The organism is Streptomyces sp. NPDC015032, assembly GCF_043080425.1.
Taxonomy (GTDB): Bacteria; Actinomycetota; Actinomycetes; order Streptomycetales; family Streptomycetaceae; genus Streptomyces.
On the sequence record NZ_JBIBVN010000010.1, the window covers coordinates 23,947 to 46,524 of the forward strand.

The following is a 22,578-nucleotide window of genomic DNA, read 5'->3' on the forward strand; positions in this document are numbered from 1 at the left end:
ACAGCCGTGCGGAGGCGTATGGCTGCTCCGCACAGCCCCGTGACAACAGCTCCGTAGCGTCAACGACGTCAGCCCGACCGATCGATGGCTGACGGCGGTTCTACGGGGTTCTACGGGGACGGAGGCGGTTGGAATGGCGCAGGGCGAGGTGCTCGAATTCGAGGAGTACGTACGCACTCGGCAGGAGGCACTGCTGCGCAGTGCGCGTCGGCTGGTCCCCGACCCGGTGGACGCGCAGGACCTCCTGCAGACCGCCCTGGTCCGTACGTACGGCCGCTGGGACGGCATCGCCGACAAGTCCCTCGCCGACGCCTATCTGCGCCGCGTCATGATCAACACCCGGACCGAGTGGTGGCGGGCCCGCAAGCTGGACGAGGTCCCCACCGAGCAGCTGCCCGACGCCAGCGTCGAGGACGGCACCGAGCAGCGCGCCGACCGCGCCCTCCTGATGGATGTGCTGGGCATCCTGGCTCCCAAGCAGCGCAGCGTCGTCGTGCTGCGACACTGGGAGCAGATGAGCACGGAAGAGACGGCGGCGGCGCTCGGCATGTCGACCGGTACGGTGAAGAGCACGCTGCACCGCGCGCTGGCGCGACTGCGCCAGGAACTGGAGAACCGCGAGGCGGCGAGCACCGAGGCCCTGCTCCAGAAGGAGCAGGAACCGGCCGCGGCCGTCCGTGCTCCGGCCGTCGGCGCCCAGGTACGGGCGCGGGCGACGACACGGGTACGGGCGCAGGCAGGTGGGCGCATGGACGAACGGGGGCGGGAGCGGTGCGCGGCCTGACAGCCAGCGGTGACAGCGGCGGCGACGATCGCGGCGGCGGAAGAGACGACGGCGGCCGCAAGGCCGCCGGACGGCGTGGCCGGGCCCTGACCGGCTGGGCGGCGAGCACCACGACCCTGGTCGGGCTCGCCGCCTTCGGGCTGCTCGCGGCCGGCTGCGCCACTGGCGGGACCGGCACCCGTGACGAGGGCCCGGCAGGTGCCGAGCCCGTCACCCAGACCACGCCGAGCGCCCATCCGTCGTCCCCGGCGGAGCCCGCGCCCCGGGTCGATCCCGTATCGCTGCTCAAGCACGATCCCAAGGTCAGCGAGCGGGTCAGGGCGGACCTGAAGCCCTGCAGCGGCTCCGAGTACCCGGTGGACTCCTCGTACGGCACCCTGACCGGCGGCTCCTCGCCCGATGTCGTGGTCAACGTGATGACCTGCGGCGACTCGGTGGGCGTCGGCACCTATGTGTACCGCCCGCAGAGCAACGGCACGTACGAGGACGTGTTCGCCGTCGAGCAGCCCGCGGTGTACGGCACCATCGACCGCGGTGATCTGGTGGTGACGGCCCAGGTGTACGGGAAGAAGGACTCGGTCGCGTACCCCTCCGGCGAGGAAGTGATCACCTACCGCTGGGCGAACAACCGGTTCAGCGAGCACGACCGGGTGCACAACGATTTCAACCGAGCCGTCGGTGACGGAGAGGCCGGTCTTCCGGGATCCGCTCAGCCGGCGGGGAACTGAGAGCAGTCCGATGGCCGAGACCCACGTCCTGTTCGTCGAGGACGACGATGTCATCCGCGAGGCCACTCAGCTGGCGCTGGAGCGCGACGGCTTCGCGGTCACCGCGATGCCCGACGGACTGTCGGGCCTGGAGGCATTCCGGGCCGACCGCCCGGACATCGCCCTGCTCGATGTGATGGTGCCGGGCCTCGACGGGGTCAGCCTCTGCCGCCGTATCCGCGACGAGTCGACCGTTCCCGTGATCATGCTGTCGGCCCGGGCCGACTCGATCGACGTGGTGCTCGGCCTGGAGGCCGGTGCCGACGACTACGTCACCAAGCCCTTCGACGGGGCGGTCCTGGTCGCGCGGATCCGTGCCGTGCTGCGGCGCTTCGGCCATGCGTCGGGCGGGCGGCCGGGCAACGGGGAGCCGGAGCCGCAGCACATCGGCGGGGTGCTGGCCTTCGGCGACCTGGAGGTCGACACCGAAGGCATGGAGGTCCACCGGGCCGGCGAACACGTGGCGCTGACCCCGACCGAGATGCGGCTGCTGCTGGAATTCTCCGCCGCGCCCGGCACGGTGCTCTCCCGCGACAAGCTCCTGGAACGGGTCTGGGACTACGGGTGGGGCGGTGACACCCGGGTCGTGGATGTCCATGTGCAGCGGCTGCGCACCAAGATCGGCCAGGACCGGATCGAGACGGTCCGCGGCTTCGGCTACAAGCTCAGGCCATGAAGCGGCTCGCCCTGCGGACGGGTGTCCGCTGGAAGATCAGCATCGCCATCGCCGCGGTCGGCGCGCTGATCGCGGTCGCGCTCAGCCTCGTGGTCCACAACGCCGCCCGGGTCTCGATGCTGGAGAACGCGCGCGAGGTCCAGCTGGAACGGCTGAAGTACGCGCAGCTGCTGTACGAGGCGAAGAAGACGCAGAAGGCCGATCCCCGGTTCGGCGCCAAGCTCAACGACCCGACGATGCCGCGCAGCCTGCGCGCGGAGACCAGCCGTAACCGGCGTGCCACGCATGTCCAGGAGCTCAGGAACGGGGTGCCCGACGTGTGGGCGGCCGTGCCGGTCGGCAACGGCAACGTCCTCTCGCTGCACACCCCTTTCGCCGACCGCACCGCCACGGTGCTGGGGGATCTCGACCGGGCGCTGATCATCGGCTCGGTCTCGGTGGTGTTCGGCGGCTGCGCGCTGGGCGTACTGATCGGCGGGCAGCTGTCGCGCCGGCTGCGCAAGGCGGCGGCCGCGGCGGGCAGGGTCGCGCAGGGCCATACGGATGTACGGGTCCGGGAGGCCGTCGGCGGTGTGGTCCAGGACGAGACGGACGAGCTGGCCCGCGCGGTGGACGCGCTGACGGACGCGCTGCACGAACGGATCGAGGCGGAGCGCCGGGTCACCGCGGACATCGCGCACGAGCTGCGTACGCCGGTGACGGGCCTGCTGACAGCGGCCGAGCTGCTGCCCCCGGGCCGTCCCACCGAGCTCGTACGGGACCGGGCGCAGGCGATGCGCACCCTGGTCGAGGACGTGCTGGAGGTCGCGCGGCTGGACAGCGCGTCGGAACGGGCCGAGCTGCAGGAGATCGCCCTGGGCGAGTTCGTCAGCCGGCGGGTCGCGTTGTTGGACCCGGAGGTGCGGGTGCAGGTGGTGCACGAGTCCTGGGTCAACACCGATCCGCGCCGGCTGGAGCGGATCCTCGGCAATCTGCTCGGCAACGCCGCCAAGCACGGGGCCACACCGGTGGAGGTCACGGTCGAGGGCCGGGTGGTGCGGATCCGCGATCACGGTGCCGGATTCCCGGCGGCGCTGCTGTGTGAGGGGCCGAGCCGGTTCCGTACCGGAAGCAGTGACCGGGCCGGGCACGGACACGGTCTTGGGCTGACGATCGCCGCCGGTCAGGCACGGGTCCTCGGGGCCCGGCTGACCTTCCGCAACGCCGGGCCGGACGGAGCGGCGAAGGGCGCGGGCGGGGCGATCGCCGTGCTGTGGCTGCCCGAGCACGCGCCGACGAACACCGGCAGCTTCCCGGTCCTGCGCCTGTCCGAACAGCGCACGCCGGACAGCGGCGACGAGGAGAGCGCGGGGGCCGGCCGCAGCCGGACCGACTGCTGAACCGGATACGGGAGGAGGCTCCCGGGCGCGTCCCGGGAGCCTCCTCGTACGCGGGCGGGCTCGTGCACAGTCCGTAGGAAGTCGGCGCGGGTGAGCCGCTCGTACGCAGCTCGTGCGCCGTGCGCTGCTCGTACATCGCCCGTACGCCGTGTGCCGCGTGCTGTGTGCCCTACCCCGCTCGCACGCCGCTCGCACCCCGCTCGTGTGCCGTGAAGGGTCAGACGGTCTCGGGCTGCCTGGCCTCGGCGTCCGCGGCCGGCGTCCCGGTGCCGTCCGGCGATGTGGTCTCCGGGACCGCTCCCCGCAGCGGGACCTCCTTGACGAACACCGATGCGAGCAGGGCGACTACCCCGACCGAGGCGCCCACCAGGAACGCGATGTGGGTACCGGACGACACCGCGAACTGGTACGCCTCACGCACCGCTTCCGGCAGCTTCGCCAGGCTCGCCGCGTCCAGCTGCGCGGACTGTGCCGTGGCCGCCCCGCCGCCGCGGGCCACCATCTCGTCCTGCACCCGCCCGGTGAACAGCGCCCCCATGATCGCGACACCGAAGGAGCTGCCGAGCGTGCGGAAGAGGGTGGTCGCGGAGGAGGCGACTCCCATGTCCCTCATCTCCACACTGTTCTGCGCGACGAGCATCGTGATCTGCATCAGGAAGCCCATGCCCGCGCCGAGCACCGCCATGTAGATGCCCGAGGTGAGACGCGTGGTGCCGGTGTCCATCTGCGAGAGCAGGAACAGACCGGTCACCATCAGGACCGAGCCCACGACGGGGAAGACCTTGTACCTGCCGGTGCTGGTGGTGATCCGTCCCGCGATCAGCGACACGGCCATCATCGCCAGCAGCATCGGCAGGAGCAGCAGACCCGAGTTGGTCGCCGAGGCGCCCTGTACGGACTGCTGGTACAGCGGCAGGAAGAGCACCGCGCCGAACATCACGAAGCCCGACATGAAGCCGACGACGGACATCAGGGTGAAGTTGCGGTTGCGGAAGATGTGCAGCGGGATGATCGGTTCTGCGGCCTTCGTCTCGACGAAGACGAAACCGGCGAGCGAGGCGACACCGATTGCGATGAGCTCCATGATCACGGCGGAGTTCCAGTCGTACTCCGAACCGCCCCAGGTGGTGACCAGCACGATCGCGGTGATGCCGAGGGTCAGCAGCGCGGCACCGAGGTAGTCGACCTTCGTCTCGGCGCGCCGCCGCTTCGGCAGGTGCAGCACGGCGGTGACCATGGCCAGGGCGACCGCGCCCAGCGGCAGGTTGATGTAGAAGCTCCAGCGCCAGCCGAGGTGGTCGGTGATGGTGCCGCCGACCAGCGGTCCGCCGATCATGGCGACGGCCATGACGCCGGCCATCATGCCCTGGTACTTGCCGCGCTCGCGGGGCGGCACCAGGTCGCCGATGATCGCCATGACGCCGACCATCAGGCCGCCCGCGCCGAGCCCCTGGACCGCCCGGAAGCCGATCAGCTGGCCCATGTCCTGGGCCATTCCGCTCAGTACCGAGCCGATCAGGAAGAGCACGATGGACGTGAGGAACACGCCCTTGCGCCCGTACATGTCGCCGAGCTTGCCCCAGATGGGGGTGGAGGCCGCGGTGGCCAGGGTGTACGCGGTGACGACCCAGGACAGGTGCTCCAGGCCGCCGAGGTCACCGACGATGGTCGGCATGGCCGTGCCGACGATCAGGTTGTCCAGCATGGCGAGCAGCATCGTGATCATCAGGGCCAGCATCACCACCCGGACACTGCGCTGCTGCTTCCCGGGTATCCCGGCGGGCAGGTCGCCCGCCTTCCCACCCGGCGTCTTCTTCACATCGGACATCCGTCCCCACTCCCCTGGTCCCCTGTGCACACCAGGCACTTACTTGCCGCCCGGCTAGTTGATTACACTGGGCAAAGTAGACGGGCAACTAGCCGGTCGTCAAGTAAGTTTCGAGGAGAGCACCATGGGCGGCACACCGCAGCCACGCCGGGGCAACACGCGCCAGCGGATCCAGGACGTCGCCCTGGAGCTCTTCGCCGAACAGGGCTACGACAAGACCTCCCTGCGCGAGATCTCCGAGCGGCTGGATGTCACCAAGGCCGCGCTGTATTACCACTTCAAGACCAAGGAAGACATCCTGGTCAGCATCTTCGACGACCTGAACCGGCCGATCGAGGAGCTGATCGAATGGGGCAGGGGGCAGCCCCGCACCCTGGAGACGAAGCAGGAGATCCTGCGCCGCTACAGCGGGGCCCTGGAGTCGGCCGCCCCGCTCTTCCGGTTCATGCAGGAGAACCAGGCGACCGTACGGGACCTCAGCATCGGGGTCACCATCAAGGACCGCGTCCTCGCCCTGGTCGACCTGATCAAGGAACCCGACGCGCCACTGACCGACCAGGTGCGCTGCTTCAGCGCGCTCTTCACGATGCACGCGGGCATGTTCGCCCTCAAGGACGTCGAAGGCGACCCCGAGGACAAGCGCAAGGCCGTCCTCGAAGTCGCCTTCGAGCTGGTCACCCGGGCCCACGGCCCGGGCTCCGCGGAGTAACGGGGAGCCGCCCGGCGGCCCGGGTTCCGCGGTGCAACGGGGATCCACCCGGCCGGGTCAGACCCGGACGCCCTCCTTGTGGAGGAACGAGACCGGGTTGACCGCGGAACCGTAGTCGGCGGTGCGCCGGATCTCGAAGTGCAGGTGCGGGCCGCTGGAGTTGCCGGTGTTGCCGGAGAGGGCGATCTTCTCGCCCGTCTTCACGGTCTCGCCGATGCGCACATCGATCCGCGACAGATGGGCGTACTGCGAGTACAGGCCGTTGGCGTGCTTGATCACGACGGCGTTGCCGTACGCGGGACCGTCACCGCCGCCGTTCGGCCCGGCCTTCACGACGGTGCCGCCGTGTGCGGCCTCGACCCTGGTGCCGACCGGCACGGCGAAGTCCTGGCCGGAGTGCTTGTGGGCCCAGCGGCTGCCGTCGCTGCCGAAGCTCGCGCTGAGCACGTAGCGGTTCACCGGGGTCTCCCAGCCGGCGGCCTTCTTCGCGGCCGCCTTCTCGGCAGCGGCGCGTTCCGCCGCGGCCGCCTTGGCCGCCTTGCCCTGCGCCGCCGCCTGCACGGCGACCGATTCGGCCGCGGCGCTGTCGACCAGGCTCGCAGTACCGGGGACCCCCGCCGGGCCGGCCGCGAACGCAGCACCCGCGCCGAGAACCATCGATGTCCCGAGACCGGCTGCCACCACGGCGCCACGGACACGGGACAGCGACGGGCGGCGGGAGTGCTGGAACGAAACGCGCTTCGACATAAGCGGAAATCCTCCGGAGATGACTGGACCCGGCGCTCCGGCCGGGCTGGCCATCCCTTGGTAACCCGCACCCCCAGTCATGCTCAAACACCCCATCTACGAACAAAAGCCGTATCGGGCATCTCGGGAATTCACCATCGACGGCTTCGCACGCCCCATGCCCGGACGCGTCGAAACTCTTTTTCGGACAGGTTTAACTCCAGCTCAAAACCTGTCTAACCGGACCAAACCTAGCGATTCAGGCTTATCCCTCCACGGCTTCGAAGGCCCCGCCCCACGCCGGGGCCGAGGCCCCTGCCGCGATCACGCCGGGCCCCCCTACCTCCCCTAGTAGGCCCCGCAAGGGCTGTGTGGCATGTCACCGTCGGCGGGACGGAAGGACGTCCGATTCGGGACCTTCGACCCGCGCTCTGGCTACGCTGACACGGCGACCAGCTGAACGAACTGCTCGGCCGGGCGGGCACCCAGCAGTGGCACGACGTCATCCTGCTGGCGGCCGGTCACTGCGGCCGCCGCGAACACCCCGCTCTGGTCAACGGGTTGCTGAACGTGGAGCCCGGACCGGCGGGCACCGTCTCCCGGGAGGAGATCGGCGTGTTGGCCGCACTCTGCGCCCAGCATGCGACCTGGCCGGGCGAGACGACCCGCACCAGGGTCCGCGCCGCCGTGGACGCGTTCTTCCCGCCGAGATCCGACCGGGACGTACGGCTGCTCTCCCGCCTGGGGCTGTCCACCCTGAACCACCTCCCCGGCTCTGTCCCCGCTCGAAGCCCTGCCCGGGCTCCGGGTCGCCGTCTCCGGCAGCCATCAGGTCGTCGGCGGCGAGGGCCTCGACATACGCCGCTGACGACAGCACAGCGGCACGGCGGACCGGGCAGACTCGGCGGACTCCGCGGACTCCACAAAGAGGGGCTGCCCCGGACCGTTTGCACGGTTCCGGGGCAGCCCCTGCGGATGCTCGGGCGCTAGGCCCTCGGACGCGTCCTCACACGTCCTTCGACATGTTCGGTCCCGCACCGCCCGCCGCCTGCTCGATCGGGGGGACGTCGGGCAGAGCCGACTTCTCCTCGCCGCGGAAGGTGAACGTCTTCTCCTCACCCTCGCCCTCGGTGCCGACGACCACGATGTGACCGGGGCGCAGCTCACCGAAGAGGATCTTCTCGGAGAGGATGTCCTCGATCTCGCGCTGGATCGTCCGTCGCAGCGGCCGGGCGCCCATCACGGGGTCGTAGCCCTTCTTCGCCAGCAGCGACTTGGCTTCCGAGCTCAGCTCGATGCCCATGTCGCGGTCCTTCAGGCGCTCGTCCACCTTGGCGAGCATGAGGTCGACGATCTGGATGATGTCTTCCTCGGTGAGCTGGTGGAAGACGACCGTGTCGTCGACACGGTTGAGGAACTCGGGGCGGAAGTGCTGCTTGAGCTCTTCGTTGACCTTGTTCTTCATCCGCTCGTAGCCGGTCTTGACATCGCCCTGGGCGGCGAAGCCCAGGTTGAAGCCCTTGGAGATGTCCCGGGTCCCGAGGTTGGTCGTCATGATGATGACCGTGTTCTTGAAGTCCACGACCCGGCCCTGGGAGTCGGTCAGGCGACCGTCTTCCAGAATCTGGAGCAGGGAATTGAAGATATCGGGGTGGGCCTTCTCGACCTCGTCGAAGAGAACGACGGAGAACGGCTTGCGGCGCACCTTCTCGGTGAGCTGGCCGCCCTCTTCGTAACCCACGTAGCCGGGGGGAGAACCGAAGAGGCGGGAAACCGTGTGCTTCTCGCTGAACTCCGACATGTCGAGCGCGATCAGCGCGTCCTCGTCGCCGAAGAGGAATTCGGCGAGCGTCTTGGACAGCTCCGTCTTACCGACACCGGACGGGCCGGCGAAGATGAACGAGCCACCGGGGCGCTTCGGGTCCTTCAGGCCGGCTCGCGTACGGCGGATCGCCTGCGAGAGGGCCTTGATGGCGTCCTTCTGGCCGATGACGCGCTTGTGGAGCTCGTCCTCCATGCGCAGCAGCCGGGAGGACTCCTCCTCCGTCAGCTTGAAGACCGGGATGCCGGTCGCGGTGGCCAGGACCTCGGCGATCAGCTCGCCGTCGACCTCGGCCACGACATCCATGTCGCCGGCCTTCCACTCCTTCTCGCGCTTGGTCTTCGCGGCGAGGAGCTGCTTCTCCTTGTCGCGCAGGGACGCGGCCTTCTCGAAGTCCTGCGAGTCGATCGCGGACTCCTTGTCGCGGCGGACGCCCGCGATCTTCTCGTCGAACTCGCGGAGGTCCGGCGGCGCGGTCATCCGGCGGATGCGCATCCGGGAACCGGCCTCGTCGATCAGGTCGATCGCCTTGTCCGGCAGGAAGCGGTCCGAGATGTACCGGTCCGCCAGCGTCGCGGCCTGGACCAGCGCCTCGTCCGTGATGGAGACGCGGTGGTGGGCCTCGTAGCGGTCGCGCAGTCCCTTGAGGATCTCGATGGTGTGCGGCAGCGACGGCTCCGCGACCTGGATGGGCTGGAAGCGGCGCTCCAGCGCGGCGTCCTTCTCCAGGTGCTTGCGGTACTCGTCGAGCGTCGTCGCACCGATGGTCTGCAGCTCGCCGCGGGCCAGCATCGGCTTGAGGATGCTGGCGGCGTCGATCGCGCCCTCGGCGGCGCCCGCACCCACCAGGGTGTGGAGCTCGTCGATGAACAGGATGATGTCGCCGCGGGTGCGGATCTCCTTGAGGACCTTCTTCAGGCGCTCCTCGAAGTCACCGCGGTAGCGGGAGCCGGCGACCAGTGCGCCGAGGTCGAGGGTGTAGAGGTGCTTGTCCTTGAGGGTCTCGGGCACCTCGCCCTTGACGATGGCCTGCGCCAGTCCCTCGACGACCGCCGTCTTGCCGACGCCGGGCTCGCCGATGAGAACCGGGTTGTTCTTGGTACGGCGGGACAGCACCTGCATGACCCGCTCGATCTCCTTCTCGCGCCCGATGACCGGGTCGAGCTTGGATTCACGGGCAGCCTGAGTGAGATTCCGGCCGAACTGGTCGAGCACCAGGGACGTGGAGGGCGTGCCTTCCGCGGGGCCGCCCGCGGTTGCCGCCTCCTTGCTGCCCGAGTACCCGGAGAGCAGCTGGATGACCTGCTGCCGCACCCGGTTCAGGTCGGCGCCCAGCTTCACGAGGACCTGGGCGGCGACGCCCTCGCCCTCGCGGATCAGGCCGAGCAGGATGTGCTCGGTGCCGATGTAGTTGTGGCCGAGCTGGAGGGCCTCACGGAGCGACAGCTCCAGGACCTTCTTGGCCCGGGGGGTGAAGGGGATGTGCCCGGACGGAGCCTGCTGGCCCTGACCGATGATCTCCTCAACCTGCTGGCGGACCGCCTCGAGCGAAATCCCGAGGCTCTCCAGGGCCTTAGCGGCGACACCCTCACCCTCGTGGATAAGGCCCAGGAGGATGTGCTCGGTGCCGATGTAGTTGTGGTTGAGCATCCGGGCTTCTTCCTGAGCCAGGACGACAACCCGCCGCGCGCGGTCGGTGAACCTCTCGAACATCGTTAATCGCTCCTCAGAGCGGTCAGGCAGTAAGGGGTCGGTCCCCTCCCTGTCCTTCCGCAGCTTAGTCCCGCAAGCGGGGACCGCTCATTCCAACTGCCGACACCGTCCTTGGCCTCCTGCCCCGAACGCCGACATCTGCTCCAACCCGATGGTGCGAGACGATGTTCCCGCAGGCCAGGCAGATACGCCTTTCGCCAGTACGCCGATGGCGAACGTGAGATGCCCGGGCCTGCGTGTCGCCCCTCCCCACTAGGGATGTCTTACCCGCTATTACAGACAGTCCATGCGGCGCGCGCCGGTTCCCTCCGCTACGGGCGAACATATTTGCGCGCCCGAATACGCCTCTGCGCACCCATCCCGGACACACCACGCACCTGGCCGCACACTCCGCGTAACCTCCGGGGTGGATCGGCCGTTCTTCTGACATGGCCATCACCGTCCCGCCCGCCCCGCCGTCGTCCGCCGACGACCGCAGGAGCCACGACGACTACGCGCCGTGGGCACGGTGGTACGAGCGCGAGCTCGGCTGGGCAACGGAGGGCACCGCGCCGGTGCGGTTGCTGACCGGGCTGCGGTTCGACGTCCTGGAGGTGCCCGCGGCCGCCGGCCGTGCGGCGCTGCGGCGGGTGGGCCGCAGCGGGCCCGTGGCGCTGGCGGGCGCACGGATGAGCCTGCTGGTGGCGGCGGGAAGCGCCGACGAACTACCCGGGCTGCTCGACTGGCTGGAGTGGGGCGGGGTCACCCTCTCACTGACCGCCATCGGCACGGACGGCCGGATCACCGCGCCGATGCCGCCCGGCGGGGTGCCGAGCCGACCGGGGGCCGCCGTATGGCTGCGGCCCCCCGGGCCACGGCACGAGGGAGAGCCGGAGCTCCCGGCCCTCGTCGGCCTCGGGAGCAGGGGTGGGGATGCTCCCGATCTCGTACGGCTCGTGGACGCGGTGGCGACGGAATGCCACCGGGTCCGGTTGATGCGCGCCCGAACGGGGCGGTCGGCCGAAGGGCCGACAGCTCAGCCGTTGGCCTTCTCGTAAGCTTCACGGATCTCCGCGGGAACACGGCCGCGGTCATTCACATTGTGGCCGTTCTCGCGCGCCCACTTACGGATCTCCGCGGTGTCCTTGTTGCCGCCCGCAACGGCACGGCCCTTGCCACGGCCGGCCGTGGCACGGCCACCCGTACGCCGGCCACCCTTGGTGTACGGCTCAAGAAGACCACGCAGCTTGTCGGCGTTGCTCGTGGTGAGGTCAATCTCGTACGTCTTGCCATCCAGAGCGAACGTGACGGTCTCGTCGGCCTCGCCACCGTCGAGGTCATCGACAAGAAGGACCTGAACCTTCTGTGCCACCGGATTTCCTTTCATCGAAAATGCAGTACGCGGAAAGGAAACCGCTTTTCTTCGAAAAACACAAACCCTCGGGAGAGGTTCAGGATCGCAAGAAGACGGGAAACGTGCGCGATTCGGACATAGAGCTACGGCTTCTTGTGGCGGTCACAGGTGCAGAAGCATCCGGCTGTTGCCCAAGGTGTTCGGCTTCACCCGTTCGAGACCCAGGAACTCCGCTACACCCTCGTCATAGGAACGCAGCAGCTCGCTGTAGACATCTCCGTCGACCGGCGTCTCTCCGATCTCCACGAAGCCGTGCTTCGCGAAGAAGTCGACTTCGAAGGTGAGACAGAAAACCCGCCGTACGCCCAGCCAACGGGCGGTCTGCAACAACTTGTCCAGTACTTGATGTCCGACTCCGGCGCCCCTGATGCTGTGGTCGACCGCCAGAGTGCGCACTTCGGCCAGGTCTTCCCACATCACGTGCAGTGCGCCGCAGCCGATGACCCGGGCATCCTCGTCGCGTTCCGCGATCCAGAACTCCTGGATGTCCTCGTAAAGCGTCACCGTCGCTTTGTCGAGCAGGATGCCTTCGCGTACGTACCCGTCGAGGAGACGGCGGACCGAGGCCACATCGCTGGTCCTGGCACGGCGGACAGTGATGGCCACGTTTATAACCGACGGCTCGGTACGGAAATCGGTATGCGGAAGCTCTGAGGACATACCCAGACGCTATCGCCCGGTCTCCGGGCCCGCGCCATCGACCGGATCTCCGGCCTGTTCATCAGCCGGTCCGCCCGCGCCTTCACCGGCCGCTTCCGGTGCCGCGGAACCGGAGGCTCCGGGCAGATCGGGCCGGACGATCCGCATGGCGTCCCGGAGGGCCTCGCGTTGCTCCGGGGACATCATGCCGAAGAACGCGACAAGAGCCGCGGCGGGGTTGTCACTGCGCGACCAGGCCTCGTTCATCAGTGCGGCCGAGTAGGCGGCACGGGTGGAGACCGCCGTATATCGATATGCGCGGCCGTCGACTTCCCTGCGCACCCAGCCCTTCTGATGGAGATTGTCCATTACCGTCATGACGGTGGTGTAGGCGATGGAGCGTTCCTGCTGAAGGTCCTCAAGGACTTCGCGCACAGTGACCGGACGGTTCCATTGCCAGACCCGTGTCATCACGGCGTCTTCCAGATCTCCCAATTGGCGGGGCACAATGTCACTTTAGTGCCAGATGCCTGGAATGCCCGGTAATTTATGCAGCGAAAGGGCGCACGGCTCTCCGGGAGCCGTGCGCCCTTTGCGTGCTGCGGGGCGTCAGACGCCGCCGGCCCGCGGGGTCTGCTGGACCGAATCGGCACGAGCGAGCGCCGAGTCCACGGCCGCGTCCTCCTTGGCCTTGTTGGGACCGCCCTGGCTCTTGACGATCGTCACGACGAGGCCGATGAAGAAGGCGGCCATCACCACGGGGGGCAGGAGCGCGGCTACGTAGTCCATGGCATCCAGAGTAGCGAGGCCGGTACGGGCTTCCGCGCACCCCCTCCACGTTGCGGCCGGCTATCCCGCGGCGCGCTGCTGCGGCGGCGGGGCCGGGCGACGGCGGGGCGGGAAGACCTCGGAGGGCTTGGGCGCCGGGCGCCCGGGCGGCGGGGTCGGCCGGGGCGGTGCCGTCGGCGCCTTCGGCTGTTCGGGTTCGGTCTCACCGGCCGACCGGCCGCCGGGCAGGGCGAGAAGCCTGCTGCGGGGCGCAGGGGCGGCCATCGGTACGGCACGTCCGGCGAGGCGGGCCCGCACCGACCGCTCCGCGAGCATCTGACAGCGTTCCAGGAGGGCCGCGGCCACCGGTCTGTGGCGCAGGGCGCGCAGCGCGGCGAGGTCGTCGGGACGGGGGTCGTATCCGCCCGCCAGGGCGTCCTGGAGCAGCTCCAGATAGCCGCTGACGGAGCCGGGCAGGGCGTTGCGGTAGCGGACGAGGTCGGCGAGGAGGAACGTGCGGAGCCGTCCCGCCTCGCCGACCGCCTCGTCCACGGCGCCCGCCAGTCGCAAGCAGTCCTGGACGTCCTCGTCGGGCAGGGGCGTGGGGTGAAGGGCGATGGCGAGGGCGCGTCGGAGCACACGCAGCTCGTCCGCGCTGAACGCCATACCGCCGCGTGATCCGTAAGGCGTGGGCATGAAGCGACAATACGTGCTAATTGGACAAAATCCGCTTAACGGGTCGTCGCGGCGCGGCGGCGGCCACCGGTCCGCCGCACCGTTCCCGCGCAGGTACGCCCCGCACCCGCTACATCCGGGAGACGTTCCGCTCGTACACCAGGCGCAGACCGATCAGGGTGAGCCAGGGTTCGTGCTCGTCGATCACGGAGGACTCGCCCAACACCATCGGCGCAAGGCCGCCCGTCGCGATGACGGTGACGTCGTCGGGGTCGACGGCCAGCTCCTTCTTCATCCGTGCGACGACGCCGTCGACCTGGCCGGCGAAGCCGTAGATGATGCCCGACTGCATCGCCTCGACCGTGTTCTTGCCGATCACGCTGCGCGGCCGGGCCAGCTCGATCTTGCGGAGCTGGGCGCCCTTGACACCGAGCGCCTCGACCGAGATCTCGATGCCCGGGGCGATGACACCGCCGGTGTACTCGCCCCGGGCGGAGACCGCGTCGAAGGTGGTGGCCGTACCGAAGTCGACGACGATCGCCGGACCGCCGTACAGGTCGACGGCGGCGACCGCGTTGATGATGCGGTCCGCGCCGACCTCCTTCGGGTTGTCCATCAGGATCGGCACGCCGGTCTTGATGCCCGGCTCGACGAGGACCGCGGGGACGTCGCCGTAGTAGCGGCGGGTCACCTCGCGCAGCTCGTGCAGGACGGCCGGGACCGTGGAGCAGATCGCGATGCCCTCGATGCCGTCGCCCAGCTCCATGCCCAGCAGTGGGTGCATGCCCATCAGGCCCTGGAGCAGCACCGCGAGCTCGTCGGCGGTACGGCGGGCGTCGGTGGAGATCCGCCAGTGCTCAACGATCTCCTCACCGTCGAACAGGCCGAGGACGGTGTGGGTGTTGCCGACGTCGATGGTGAGCAGCATCAGACGTCGGCCCCGTCGGTGTCGCGGAAGTCCAGGCCGATGTCGAGGATCGGCGAGGAGTGGGTGAGCGCGCCGACGGCCAGGTAGTCGACGCCCGCCTCCGCGTAGGCGCGTGCGGTGTCCAGGGAGAGCCGGCCGGAGGACTCCAGGACCGCGCGGCCGCCGACCAGGGCGACCGCCTCGGCGGTCTGCAACGGGGTGAAGTTGTCCAGCAGGATCAGATCGGCACCCGCGTCGAGGACCTCGCGGACCTGCTGCAGGGTGTCTACCTCGACCTCGATCGGTACGTCCGGGAACTCGTCGCGCACCCGCTTGAAGGCTTCGGCAACGCCGCCGGCCGCGACCACGTGGTTGTCCTTGACCAGTGCCGCGTCCGACAGCGACATGCGGTGGTTGACGCCGCCGCCGCAGCGCACCGCGTACTTCTCCATGGCGCGCAGGCCCGGGGTGGTCTTGCGGGTGTCGCGGACCTCGGCCTTCGTGCCTTCGAGGACATCGGCCCAGGCGCGGGTGGCGGTCGCGATGCCGGAGAGCCTGCAGAGCAGGTTGAGCGCGCTGCGCTCGCCGGTGAGCAGGTCGCGGGTGCGGGTGGTGACGGTCAGCAGCTTCTGACCGGGGACGACGCGGTCGCCGTCCTCGACGTGGCGCTCGACCGCGAACTCGTCCGCGCAGACGATGGACAGGACGGCCTCGGCGACGCGCAGACCGGCCACGACACCCGCCTCACGGGCGGTGAAGTCGCCGGTGGCCACGGCGTCCTCGGCGACGGTCGCGACGGTGGTGACGTCGACACCGCCGTCGAGGTCCTCCTCGATGGCGACGTGCGCGATGTCCTCGACCTGGACCGGGTCCAGGCCCGCGTCGGCGAGCAGCTGGGCGAGGTCGGGGTCGAGGCCGCACTTCAGGGGGTTGAGCTCGTAGAACTCCTCCGCGCCGCAGCCACAGCCGTCCCCGCAGCCGCCCTCGGACGGTGCGGGCGCGCCGATCTGGATCAGCGGTACGTCCACGGGTGTGGGGCGCGGATTCTCTTCGGGCGTGCTCACGGTTGCGGCTCCTCGGTGACGTCGGCGGGGTGAATCAGGGGTGCTGTTGCTGCGCAGTCTGGCGCCTGCGCCGGGCGTACGGGCCCGAATGCCTCGGTCTCCGTCCGACGGAGGACCGGTTGACGCTCCGGGGTGAGCCGGACGACGAGGTGGCGGCGCCAGTTCTCGTCGTCGCGCTCGGGCCGGTCCTCGCGCCAGTGGCAGCCGCGGGTCTCCTCGCGCCGGCGGGCGGCGGCGACCAGGACGCGCGAGACGAGCAGCAGGTTGGTGGCCTCCCACGCCTCGACGCCGGGCACCGCACCCTTGGGGTCACCAGCCTCGCCTGCCTCGCCGGTCTCGACGGCCTCGGCGGTCCCGACGGCCTCGGCGGCGCTGTTGTGCAGGGCCTCCAGCTCATCGGCGGCGACGGCCAGGCTCTCGGCGGAGCGGAGGACTCCGGCGCCCCTGGTCATGATCCGCTGGATCGTGCCGCGGACCTCGGGGGCGAGCAGCGGTGAGGGGGCAGGAAGGGGACCGTCCGTCGCGGCGTCCGCGCGGGGCCGGTCCTCGACGATGTCCGCCGCGATGCGCTCGGCGAAGACGAGACCCTCCAGGAGGGAGTTGGACGCCAGCCGGTTCGCGCCGTGCACGCCGGTGCAGGCGACCTCGCCGCAGGCGTACAGGCCGGGCACGGTGGTACGTCCCCGCAGGTCGGTGCGGATGCCGCCGGAGGCGTAGTGCGCGGCGGGGGCGACCGGGATCGGCTCGGTGACCGGGTCGATGCCGTGGGCGCGGCAGGCCGCCAGGATCGTGGGGAAGCGCTGTTCCCACATCTCGGCACCGAAGTGACGGGCGTCGAGGTACATGTGCTCGGTGCCGTGCAGCTGCATCCGGCGGGTGATGGCCTTGGCGACGATGTCGCGCGGGGCCAGTTCCGCCAGTTCGTGCTGCCCCACCATGAAGCGCGTGCCGGACGCGTCGACGAGATGGGCGCCCTCGCCCCGTACCGCTTCCGAGACGAGGGGCTGCTGGCCCTCGGAGTCGGCGCCGAGGAAGAGGACCGTCGGGTGGAACTGGACGAATTCGAGGTCGGATACCTCCGCACCGGCCCGCAGCGCCAGGGCCACGCCGTCGCCGGTGGAGACCGCCGGGTTGGTGGTGGCGGAGAAGACCTGGCCCATGCCGCCGGTCGCGAGGACCACCGCGGGGGCGCGGACCGCGCCGACGCCGTCGTGCTGGCCCTCACCCATGACGTGCAGGGTGATGCCGGCGGTACGGCCTTCCGCGTCGGTGAGGAGGTCGAGGACGAGGGCGTTCTCGACGGTGTGCAGGGCGGCCTCGCGGACCGCCTCGACCAGGGTGCGGGAGATCTCGGCGCCCGTCGCGTCCCCGCCCGCGTGGGCGATGCGGCGGCGGTGGTGGCCGCCCTCGCGGGTCAGCGCGATGTCACCGCTCTCGGTGGTGTCGAAGTGGGCACCGGTCCCGATCAGCCGGCGTACGGCGTCGGGGCCCTCGGTGACCAGGGTCCGCACCGCGGCCTCGTCGCACAGGCCCGCGCCCGCGACCAGGGTGTCGTCCAGGTGCTGCTCGGGGGTGTCGCCCTCGCCGAGGGCCGCGGCTATGCCGCCCTGCGCCCAGCGGGTGGAGCCGTCGTCGAGGCGGGCCTTGGTGACGACGACGGTGGCGAGACCCGCGGCCGCGCAGCGCAGCGCGGCGGTGAGACCGGCCACGCCGGATCCGACGACCACGACGTCGGCGTCGATGGACCAGCCGGGGGCGGGGGCGGTCAGCCGTATTCCGGTCACGTGGTGGCTCCGAAGGTCAGCGGGATGTTGTCGATGAGGCGGGTCCTGCCGACCTTCGCGGCGACGGCGAGGATCGCGTCACCGGTGGTGCGGTCGTCGGGGATCTCGGTGAAGTCGGCCGGGTCCACGAGCGCCAGGTAGTCCAGGGCGAGCGGCGGCTGTTCGCCGGCCGCGTCGTCGAGGATCAGCCGGGCGGCCGCGCGCACCGCCGCGGGCCCGTCGACGGGGCGGGCCAGGGCCACCGCCTGGGCGTCGGCGGCCGCGCGGGTCTCGCCGAGCGCGGTGAGCGCGGCGGCCCGGCCGGTGGTCGCCGCGGTGGCCTGCGCGCGGGCGTGCAGTGCCTGCTGGGCGGCGAGCCTGTCGCGCGCCGCGAACAGGGCCCGGGACAGGGCGAGGGCGGTGCGCCGCTCCCCGGCGTCCAGGAAGCGGTTGCGGCTGGAGAGCGCGAGGCCGTCCGGCTCGCGGACCGTCTCCACGCCGACGATCTCGACGGGGAAGTTCAGATCGCGCACCATGCGGCGGATCAGCGCCAGCTGCTGGGCGTCCTTCTGCCCGTAGAACGCGGCGTCGGGGCGGGTGAGGTGAAGGAGTTTGGCGACGACGGTGAGCATCCCGTCGAAGTGCCCGGGGCGGGACGCCCCTTCGAGCCGCTCGCCCATGGCGCCCGCCGAGATCCGGACCTGCGGTTCGCCGCCGGGGTAGACCTCGTCGACGGAGGGCGCGAAGACCGCGTCGGCCCCGGCGGCGCCCGCCACAGCGAGATCGGCTTCGAGCGTGCGGGGGTAGCGCTCCAGGTCGGCGGTCTCGCCGAACTGGAGCGGGTTGACGAAGACGGTCACGACGACCTGGCCGTCCGGGCCCGCCGCCGCCCGCGCGGCACGGATCAGGGTGGCATGGCCCTCGTGCAGGGCGCCCATGGTCATGACGACGGCCCGCGGCCCCTTGCGGGGGGCGAACGCGGCGAGCTCGCCGGCCGTACGCAGAAGGGTGGCAGCGGGCGTGCGCGACGGCGCGGCACCGGGAATGTGCGATGGCGCGGCGCCGGGGGTGCGCAACGGCGCGGCAGGACGTGCGGCGACCGGTGCGTGCGGCGTGCCGGGGGTGTGCGGCGTGCCGGGCACGCCGGTGGTGTCGGTCATCGGGGCTCCTGTGATCCGGTGCCACCCGTGGGGCCGGCATTGTCGGCCAGGACGCCGAGCAGGTCCTCGGCCAGCTCCGGCTTGAGCATGCCGTGGGCGAGCGCCCGGTCGGCGGTGGCGCGGGCCATCGCGAGGTAGCCGGCCACGGCCTGCGGTGCGTGCCGGCGCAGCTCGCTTATGTGCGCGGCGACCGTGCCCGCGTCACCGCGGGCCACGGGGCCGGTCAGGGCGGCGTCGCCGGAGCGCAGGGCGTTGTCGAGTGCGGCGCCGAGGAGGGGACCGAGCATCCGGTCGGGGGCGGTGACCCCGGCCGTGCGCAGCAGCTCCATCGACTGGGCGACCAGGGTGACCAGGTGGTTCGCGCCGAGGGCGAGCGCCGCGTGGTAGAGCGGACGGGACTCCTCCGCGATCCACTCGGGCTCGCCGCCCATCTCGATGACCAGCGCCTCGGCGGCGAGCCGCAGCTCCTCGGGAGCCGTCACACCGAAGGAGCAGCCGGCCAGCCGCTGGACGTCGACGGAGGTGCCGGTGAACGTCATCACCGGGTGCAGCGCGAGCGGCAGGGCGCCGGCCCGCGTGGCCGGGTCCAGCACCCGCGTCCCGTACCTCCCCGACGTGTGGACGAGCAGTTGTCCCGGCCGCACCGCGCCCGTCTCGACGAGGCCCTCGACCAGGCCGGGCAGGGCGTCGTCCGGAACGGTCAGCAGCACCAGCTCGGCGCGCGCGAACACCTCGGCGGGCGGCACCAGCGGTACGTCGGGGAGCAGGGCGGCCGCCCTGCGCACCGACGCGTCGGAGACACCCGACACGGCGACCGGTCGGTGCCCGGCGAGTTGCAGGGAGGCGGCCAGAGCGGGGCCGACGCGGCCCGCGCCCACGACGCCGACGGTGAGCCGGGCGGGGCGGTCCCTCGCGTCGAGGGGCTCCTTGGGGGTTGTTGCATTCACGCGGCGGTGGCCTTCCGTTCCAGTCCGCGGGGGGTACCGGACGATTTCTCTGCATGCTACGCCAGCGTTTCGCCCGTGCTCCCGACTGTCCACAGCCTGTGGGAAAAGTCCGCGGGGCGCGGCCCCGGCATCCCGGCGAGCCCGAAAATCGTGCGGGCCCCGGCTGTGCTCTGCGTGATGATCGTCGCATGACAGACATGGCGGGCACGGATCAGCAGGCACGGCACCCGGAGGAGGACGCGCAGGGACAGTCGCAGGCTCAGGAGGACGCGCAGCGGCTGCGCAGGTGGAACGCCCGGCGTGCGGCCGGGCGGGTCCTGTCCAGGCCGCCCATGGACCTCCCGCTCGGTGAACGGCTGGCCGCGCTGGCGGCGGGGGCCGGGGCGGTCACCGACCTCGGCCGTCCCGCGGACCTCTACGGCGATGGCGTCGTCGCCGAGCTGGAGCGGCGGATCGCGGAGCTGCTGGGCATGGAGGCCGCCGTGTTCTTCCCGACCGGGACGATGGCGCAGCAGGTCGCGCTGCGGTGCTGGGCCGGGCGGACCGGGAACCACACCGTGGCGCTGCATCCGCTGGCCCACCCCGAGATACACGAGCGCGGCGCGCTGGGGGCGGTGAGCGGGCTGCGTACCGTCCATCCGACGTCCGAGCCCCGGCTGCCCACGGCCCAGGAGATCCGCGACTTCGCCGAGCCGTTCGGCACGATGATGCTGGAGCTGCCGTTGCGCGACGCCGGTTTCGTCCTGCCGACGTGGGAGGAGCTGGAGGCCGTGGTGGCGGCCGCCCGGGAACGCGATGCGGTGGTGCACATCGACGGCGCGCGACTGTGGGAGTGCGCCCCCCATTTCGGGCGGGGGCTGCCGGAGATCGCGGCGCTCGCGGACAGTGTGTACGTCTCGTTCTACAAGACCCTCGGCGGAATCTCCGGGGCCGCACTGGCCGGTCCCGAGTCCCTGATCGAGGAGGCCCGCACCTGGCGCCACCGGTACGGCGGCCAGCTCTTCCAGCAGTTCCCGGCAGCGCTCGCCGCCCTGATCGGCCTGGAGCAGGAGCTGCCGCCGCTGCCGTCGTACGTGGCCCACGCGAAGGTGGTGGCCGGGGCGCTGGCCGAGGGCTTTCCGGCGGCCGGCGCCGGATGGTTCCGGGTGCATCCGGAACCGCCGCACACCCACCAGTTCCAGGTGTGGCTGCCGTACGGGGCGGATGTCCTGACGGAGGCCGCGGTGCGGCAGGCGGAGGAGACGGGCGTGTCGCTCTTCGGGAACTGGCACCCCGCGTCCGCCGGGCCGCCCGGGGTGTCGTTCACCGAGGTCACGGTGGGCCGGGAAGGGCTGGAGTGGACGGCGCGGGACGTACGGGAGGCGGTGGCGGAGTTCATGAGCCGGGTGGTGGCTCAGGTCCGGTCGTCGGACTGATGTCCGCCGGGCCGGCGGAACCGTTCCCGCGGCGGGAGCGCCCGGAGCGGTGACGGACGGCCCGTAGCACCGACCGGTCGTGCCGGCCCGGCGGTGGCGGTGGCCGTTCCCCCCGCTGAGCCGCGCGGTAGCTGTCGATCATGTGCTGCTGAAGGGCGTTCATGGCCTCAGCGTGGACCGGCACCGGCTCGTGCGGCCCGTCGATTGACGGCCGCCGTCAAGTGAGGCACGGTCTCCGCGCGCACCCCGCACCATGGAGGGGTGAGCGTGCACATCGACATCGCCGGGCTGGCGCCCGAGAGCATTGTCTTCGAGACCTCCCCCTCGCCGAGCTGGGGCTGGCCCTGCATGCCCTCTCCGAGCCCGGCCACCATCCGGGGCTGCACGGCTGGGCGACGGCGACCGCCAGTGCGCTGGAACCCGACCTCGCCGACCGGCTGCACGAGGCCGAGTTCCTGTGGCGCAACACGTTCTCGGACATCTTCCTGCCGTTCGCCGGAGTCCGCGGCGGCAACGGCAGGGCCGGCGCGAACCTCGTCGAGGACCTGGACATCCTCGACCGGCTGGACGACGAGCGGTTCGTCGCCGCCGCCCTGGAGTTCACCTGCTCCAGCCTGTACGGGCTCGGTGCGCCCTCCCCGCTCAGCGACGCGCTGATGCGCGCCCGCGCCCTGGACATGGCGGCGGCACGCGGCCCCCAGCAGGTGGAGTTCGCCCAGCAGCTGCTGGCCGACCCGGCGCCCGTACGCCGCTGGATCCGCCGCCTGTTCGAGGACTGTGACCAGGCGTTCTTCGCCGACACCTGGCGGCGGGTGCAGGTCCAGCTGGTCGCCGACGCACGGCACAAGACCGATCTGCTGCGGCGCAAGGGGATCGGTGAGGCGGTGGGCGCGGTGTCCACGGCGCTGTCGCTCGACGGGACCGGGACCCGGATCAGCGCCGACAAGCTGACCGAGGGCCGGGCCGACGCCGCCGACCCGGCCCTCGGCCGCCCCGGGCTCACCCTCGTCCCGTCCGCCTTCGGCTGGCCACATCTGAACCTGTTGCACGCGCCCGGCTGGCGCCCCGTGATCCACTACCCGGTGCACCGCCCCGAGCTGCCCTCCCCCGCCTCCGTGGAACTGCTCCAGCTGCGCATGGAGGCACTGGCCCACCCGATGCGGATGCGCCTGTGCCGCCATCTCGCCCGGTCCCCGTACACGACCGGCGAACTCGCCGATACGCACGGCATCACGGCGCCCGAGGTCTCCCGGCATCTCGCGACGCTGAAGAAGGCGGGCCTGGTCACCACCCGGCGGCGCGGCCGGTACGTGCAGCACCAGCTGGACCTGACCGCGGTGGCACGGCTCGGCAGCGACTTCCTGGAGGGCATCCTGCGCTGAGCCGCGGCCGGCTCGGCCGAAGCGGATGTGCTCGACCGAAGCAGATGTGCTCGGCCGAAGC

21 protein-coding genes and 1 pseudogene are annotated in these 22,578 nt (G+C 71.0%); 8 read left to right on the forward strand and 14 right to left on the reverse strand.

Going from position 1 to position 22,578, the window contains the following annotated elements:
- The first annotated feature begins 133 nt into the window (after nucleotides 1-133).
- The 4 genes from ACF08M_RS16610 to cseC are packed head-to-tail and all read left to right on the forward strand — an operon-like array spanning nucleotide 134 to nucleotide 3,606.
- Complete coding sequence (locus tag ACF08M_RS16610) at nucleotides 134-784, forward strand: SigE family RNA polymerase sigma factor (RefSeq protein WP_392185975.1); 651 nt, start codon at nucleotides 134-136, stop codon at nucleotides 782-784.
- The gene (locus ACF08M_RS16615; protein ID WP_392185976.1) at nucleotides 772-1,512 is read left to right on the forward strand and encodes a hypothetical protein; all 741 of its coding nucleotides are present in this window, start codon (nucleotides 772-774) and stop codon (nucleotides 1,510-1,512) included. The genes ACF08M_RS16610 and ACF08M_RS16615 overlap by 13 nt, the downstream gene beginning before the upstream one ends.
- 10 nt (nucleotides 1,513-1,522) lie before the next feature.
- Nucleotides 1,523-2,227, forward strand: coding sequence for a two-component system response regulator CseB (gene cseB, locus ACF08M_RS16620; RefSeq protein WP_392185977.1), 705 nt, complete (start codon nucleotides 1,523-1,525; stop codon nucleotides 2,225-2,227).
- The gene (cseC, locus tag ACF08M_RS16625; RefSeq protein WP_392185978.1) at nucleotides 2,224-3,606 is read left to right on the forward strand and encodes a two-component system sensor histidine kinase CseC; all 1,383 of its coding nucleotides are present in this window, start codon (nucleotides 2,224-2,226) and stop codon (nucleotides 3,604-3,606) included. The genes cseB and cseC overlap by 4 nt, the downstream gene beginning before the upstream one ends.
- Nucleotides 3,607-3,823: 217 nt before the next feature.
- Here cseC and ACF08M_RS16630 read toward each other — a convergent pair whose 3' ends face one another.
- Nucleotides 3,824-5,434 (reverse strand): MDR family MFS transporter, encoded by a 1,611-nt coding sequence (locus tag ACF08M_RS16630; protein ID WP_392185979.1) that lies wholly within the window; start codon nucleotides 5,432-5,434, stop codon nucleotides 3,824-3,826.
- Nucleotides 5,435-5,558: 124 nt separating this feature from the next.
- Between ACF08M_RS16630 and ACF08M_RS16635 the strand changes: the two genes are divergently transcribed.
- The gene (locus ACF08M_RS16635; protein ID WP_392185980.1) at nucleotides 5,559-6,143 is read left to right on the forward strand and encodes a TetR/AcrR family transcriptional regulator; all 585 of its coding nucleotides are present in this window, start codon (nucleotides 5,559-5,561) and stop codon (nucleotides 6,141-6,143) included.
- Between the two features lie 57 nt (nucleotides 6,144-6,200).
- Here ACF08M_RS16635 and ACF08M_RS16640 read toward each other — a convergent pair whose 3' ends face one another.
- The 3 genes from ACF08M_RS16640 to ACF08M_RS16650 form a co-directional block, all read right to left on the reverse strand.
- Complete coding sequence (locus ACF08M_RS16640; RefSeq protein ID WP_392185981.1) at nucleotides 6,201-6,890, reverse strand: M23 family metallopeptidase; 690 nt, start codon at nucleotides 6,888-6,890, stop codon at nucleotides 6,201-6,203.
- Nucleotides 6,891-7,390: 500 nt separating this feature from the next.
- On the reverse strand, nucleotides 7,391-7,624 hold the full coding sequence (locus tag ACF08M_RS16645; protein ID WP_392185982.1) for a hypothetical protein: 234 nt from the start codon (nucleotides 7,622-7,624) through the stop codon (nucleotides 7,391-7,393).
- A gap of 251 nt (nucleotides 7,625-7,875) precedes the next feature.
- On the reverse strand, nucleotides 7,876-10,404 hold the full coding sequence (locus ACF08M_RS16650; protein ID WP_329820414.1) for an ATP-dependent Clp protease ATP-binding subunit: 2,529 nt from the start codon (nucleotides 10,402-10,404) through the stop codon (nucleotides 7,876-7,878).
- 428 nt (nucleotides 10,405-10,832) lie between these two features.
- Between ACF08M_RS16650 and ACF08M_RS16655 the strand changes: the two genes are divergently transcribed.
- The gene (locus ACF08M_RS16655; RefSeq protein ID WP_392185983.1) at nucleotides 10,833-11,441 is read left to right on the forward strand and encodes an SCO3374 family protein; all 609 of its coding nucleotides are present in this window, start codon (nucleotides 10,833-10,835) and stop codon (nucleotides 11,439-11,441) included.
- Here the strand turns inward: ACF08M_RS16655 and ACF08M_RS16660 are convergent.
- The 10 genes from ACF08M_RS16660 to ACF08M_RS16705 all read right to left on the reverse strand — a co-directional run bounded on the left by ACF08M_RS16660 (nucleotide 11,420) and on the right by ACF08M_RS16705 (nucleotide 19,720).
- Nucleotides 11,420-11,755 carry an Lsr2 family protein gene (locus tag ACF08M_RS16660; RefSeq protein ID WP_392185984.1) on the reverse strand — a complete coding sequence of 112 codons (336 nt, stop codon included), beginning with the start codon at nucleotides 11,753-11,755 and terminating at the stop codon, nucleotides 11,420-11,422. The genes ACF08M_RS16655 and ACF08M_RS16660 overlap by 22 nt on opposite strands.
- A 144-nt stretch (nucleotides 11,756-11,899) precedes the next feature.
- Entirely contained in the window at nucleotides 11,900-12,457 is a 558-nt protein-coding gene (locus ACF08M_RS16665; RefSeq protein WP_327274511.1) for an amino-acid N-acetyltransferase, read from the reverse strand.
- Nucleotides 12,458-12,466: 9 nt separating this feature from the next.
- Nucleotides 12,467-12,943: a BlaI/MecI/CopY family transcriptional regulator gene (locus ACF08M_RS16670; RefSeq protein ID WP_392185985.1), complete on the reverse strand. Its 477-nt coding sequence runs from the start codon at nucleotides 12,941-12,943 to the stop codon at nucleotides 12,467-12,469.
- Nucleotides 12,944-13,045: 102 nt separating this feature from the next.
- The gene (locus tag ACF08M_RS16675; RefSeq protein ID WP_392185986.1) at nucleotides 13,046-13,225 is read right to left on the reverse strand and encodes a hypothetical protein; all 180 of its coding nucleotides are present in this window, start codon (nucleotides 13,223-13,225) and stop codon (nucleotides 13,046-13,048) included.
- A 60-nt stretch (nucleotides 13,226-13,285) separates the two neighbouring features.
- A complete protein-coding gene (locus ACF08M_RS16680) occupies nucleotides 13,286-13,870 on the reverse strand; it encodes a hypothetical protein (RefSeq protein ID WP_392186146.1) in 585 nt (194 codons plus the stop codon).
- A 139-nt stretch (nucleotides 13,871-14,009) separates the two neighbouring features.
- Entirely contained in the window at nucleotides 14,010-14,807 is a 798-nt protein-coding gene (locus ACF08M_RS16685; protein ID WP_392185987.1) for a type III pantothenate kinase, read from the reverse strand.
- On the reverse strand, nucleotides 14,807-15,850 hold the full coding sequence (gene nadC / locus ACF08M_RS16690) for a carboxylating nicotinate-nucleotide diphosphorylase (protein ID WP_392185988.1): 1,044 nt from the start codon (nucleotides 15,848-15,850) through the stop codon (nucleotides 14,807-14,809). Before nadC ends, ACF08M_RS16685 begins: the two co-directional genes overlap by 1 nt.
- Complete coding sequence (locus ACF08M_RS16695) at nucleotides 15,847-17,634, reverse strand: L-aspartate oxidase (protein WP_392185989.1); 1,788 nt, start codon at nucleotides 17,632-17,634, stop codon at nucleotides 15,847-15,849. Before ACF08M_RS16695 ends, nadC begins: the two co-directional genes overlap by 4 nt.
- Nucleotides 17,631-18,773, reverse strand: a complete 1,143-nt coding sequence (gene panC / locus ACF08M_RS16700; protein WP_392185990.1) for a pantoate--beta-alanine ligase — start codon at nucleotides 18,771-18,773, stop codon at nucleotides 17,631-17,633. Before panC ends, ACF08M_RS16695 begins: the two co-directional genes overlap by 4 nt.
- On the reverse strand, nucleotides 18,770-19,720 hold the full coding sequence (locus tag ACF08M_RS16705) for a Rossmann-like and DUF2520 domain-containing protein (RefSeq protein ID WP_392185991.1): 951 nt from the start codon (nucleotides 19,718-19,720) through the stop codon (nucleotides 18,770-18,772). Before ACF08M_RS16705 ends, panC begins: the two co-directional genes overlap by 4 nt.
- A 188-nt stretch (nucleotides 19,721-19,908) precedes the next feature.
- Between ACF08M_RS16705 and ACF08M_RS16710 the strand changes: the two genes are divergently transcribed.
- Both ACF08M_RS16710 and ACF08M_RS16715 read left to right on the forward strand, forming a co-directional pair.
- Nucleotides 19,909-21,135: a threonine aldolase family protein gene (locus ACF08M_RS16710; protein ID WP_392185992.1), complete on the forward strand. Its 1,227-nt coding sequence runs from the start codon at nucleotides 19,909-19,911 to the stop codon at nucleotides 21,133-21,135.
- Nucleotides 21,136-21,402: 267 nt separating this feature from the next.
- Nucleotides 21,403-22,517, forward strand: a pseudogene (locus ACF08M_RS16715) (DUF5937 family protein).
- Nucleotides 22,518-22,578: the final 61 nt, after the last annotated feature.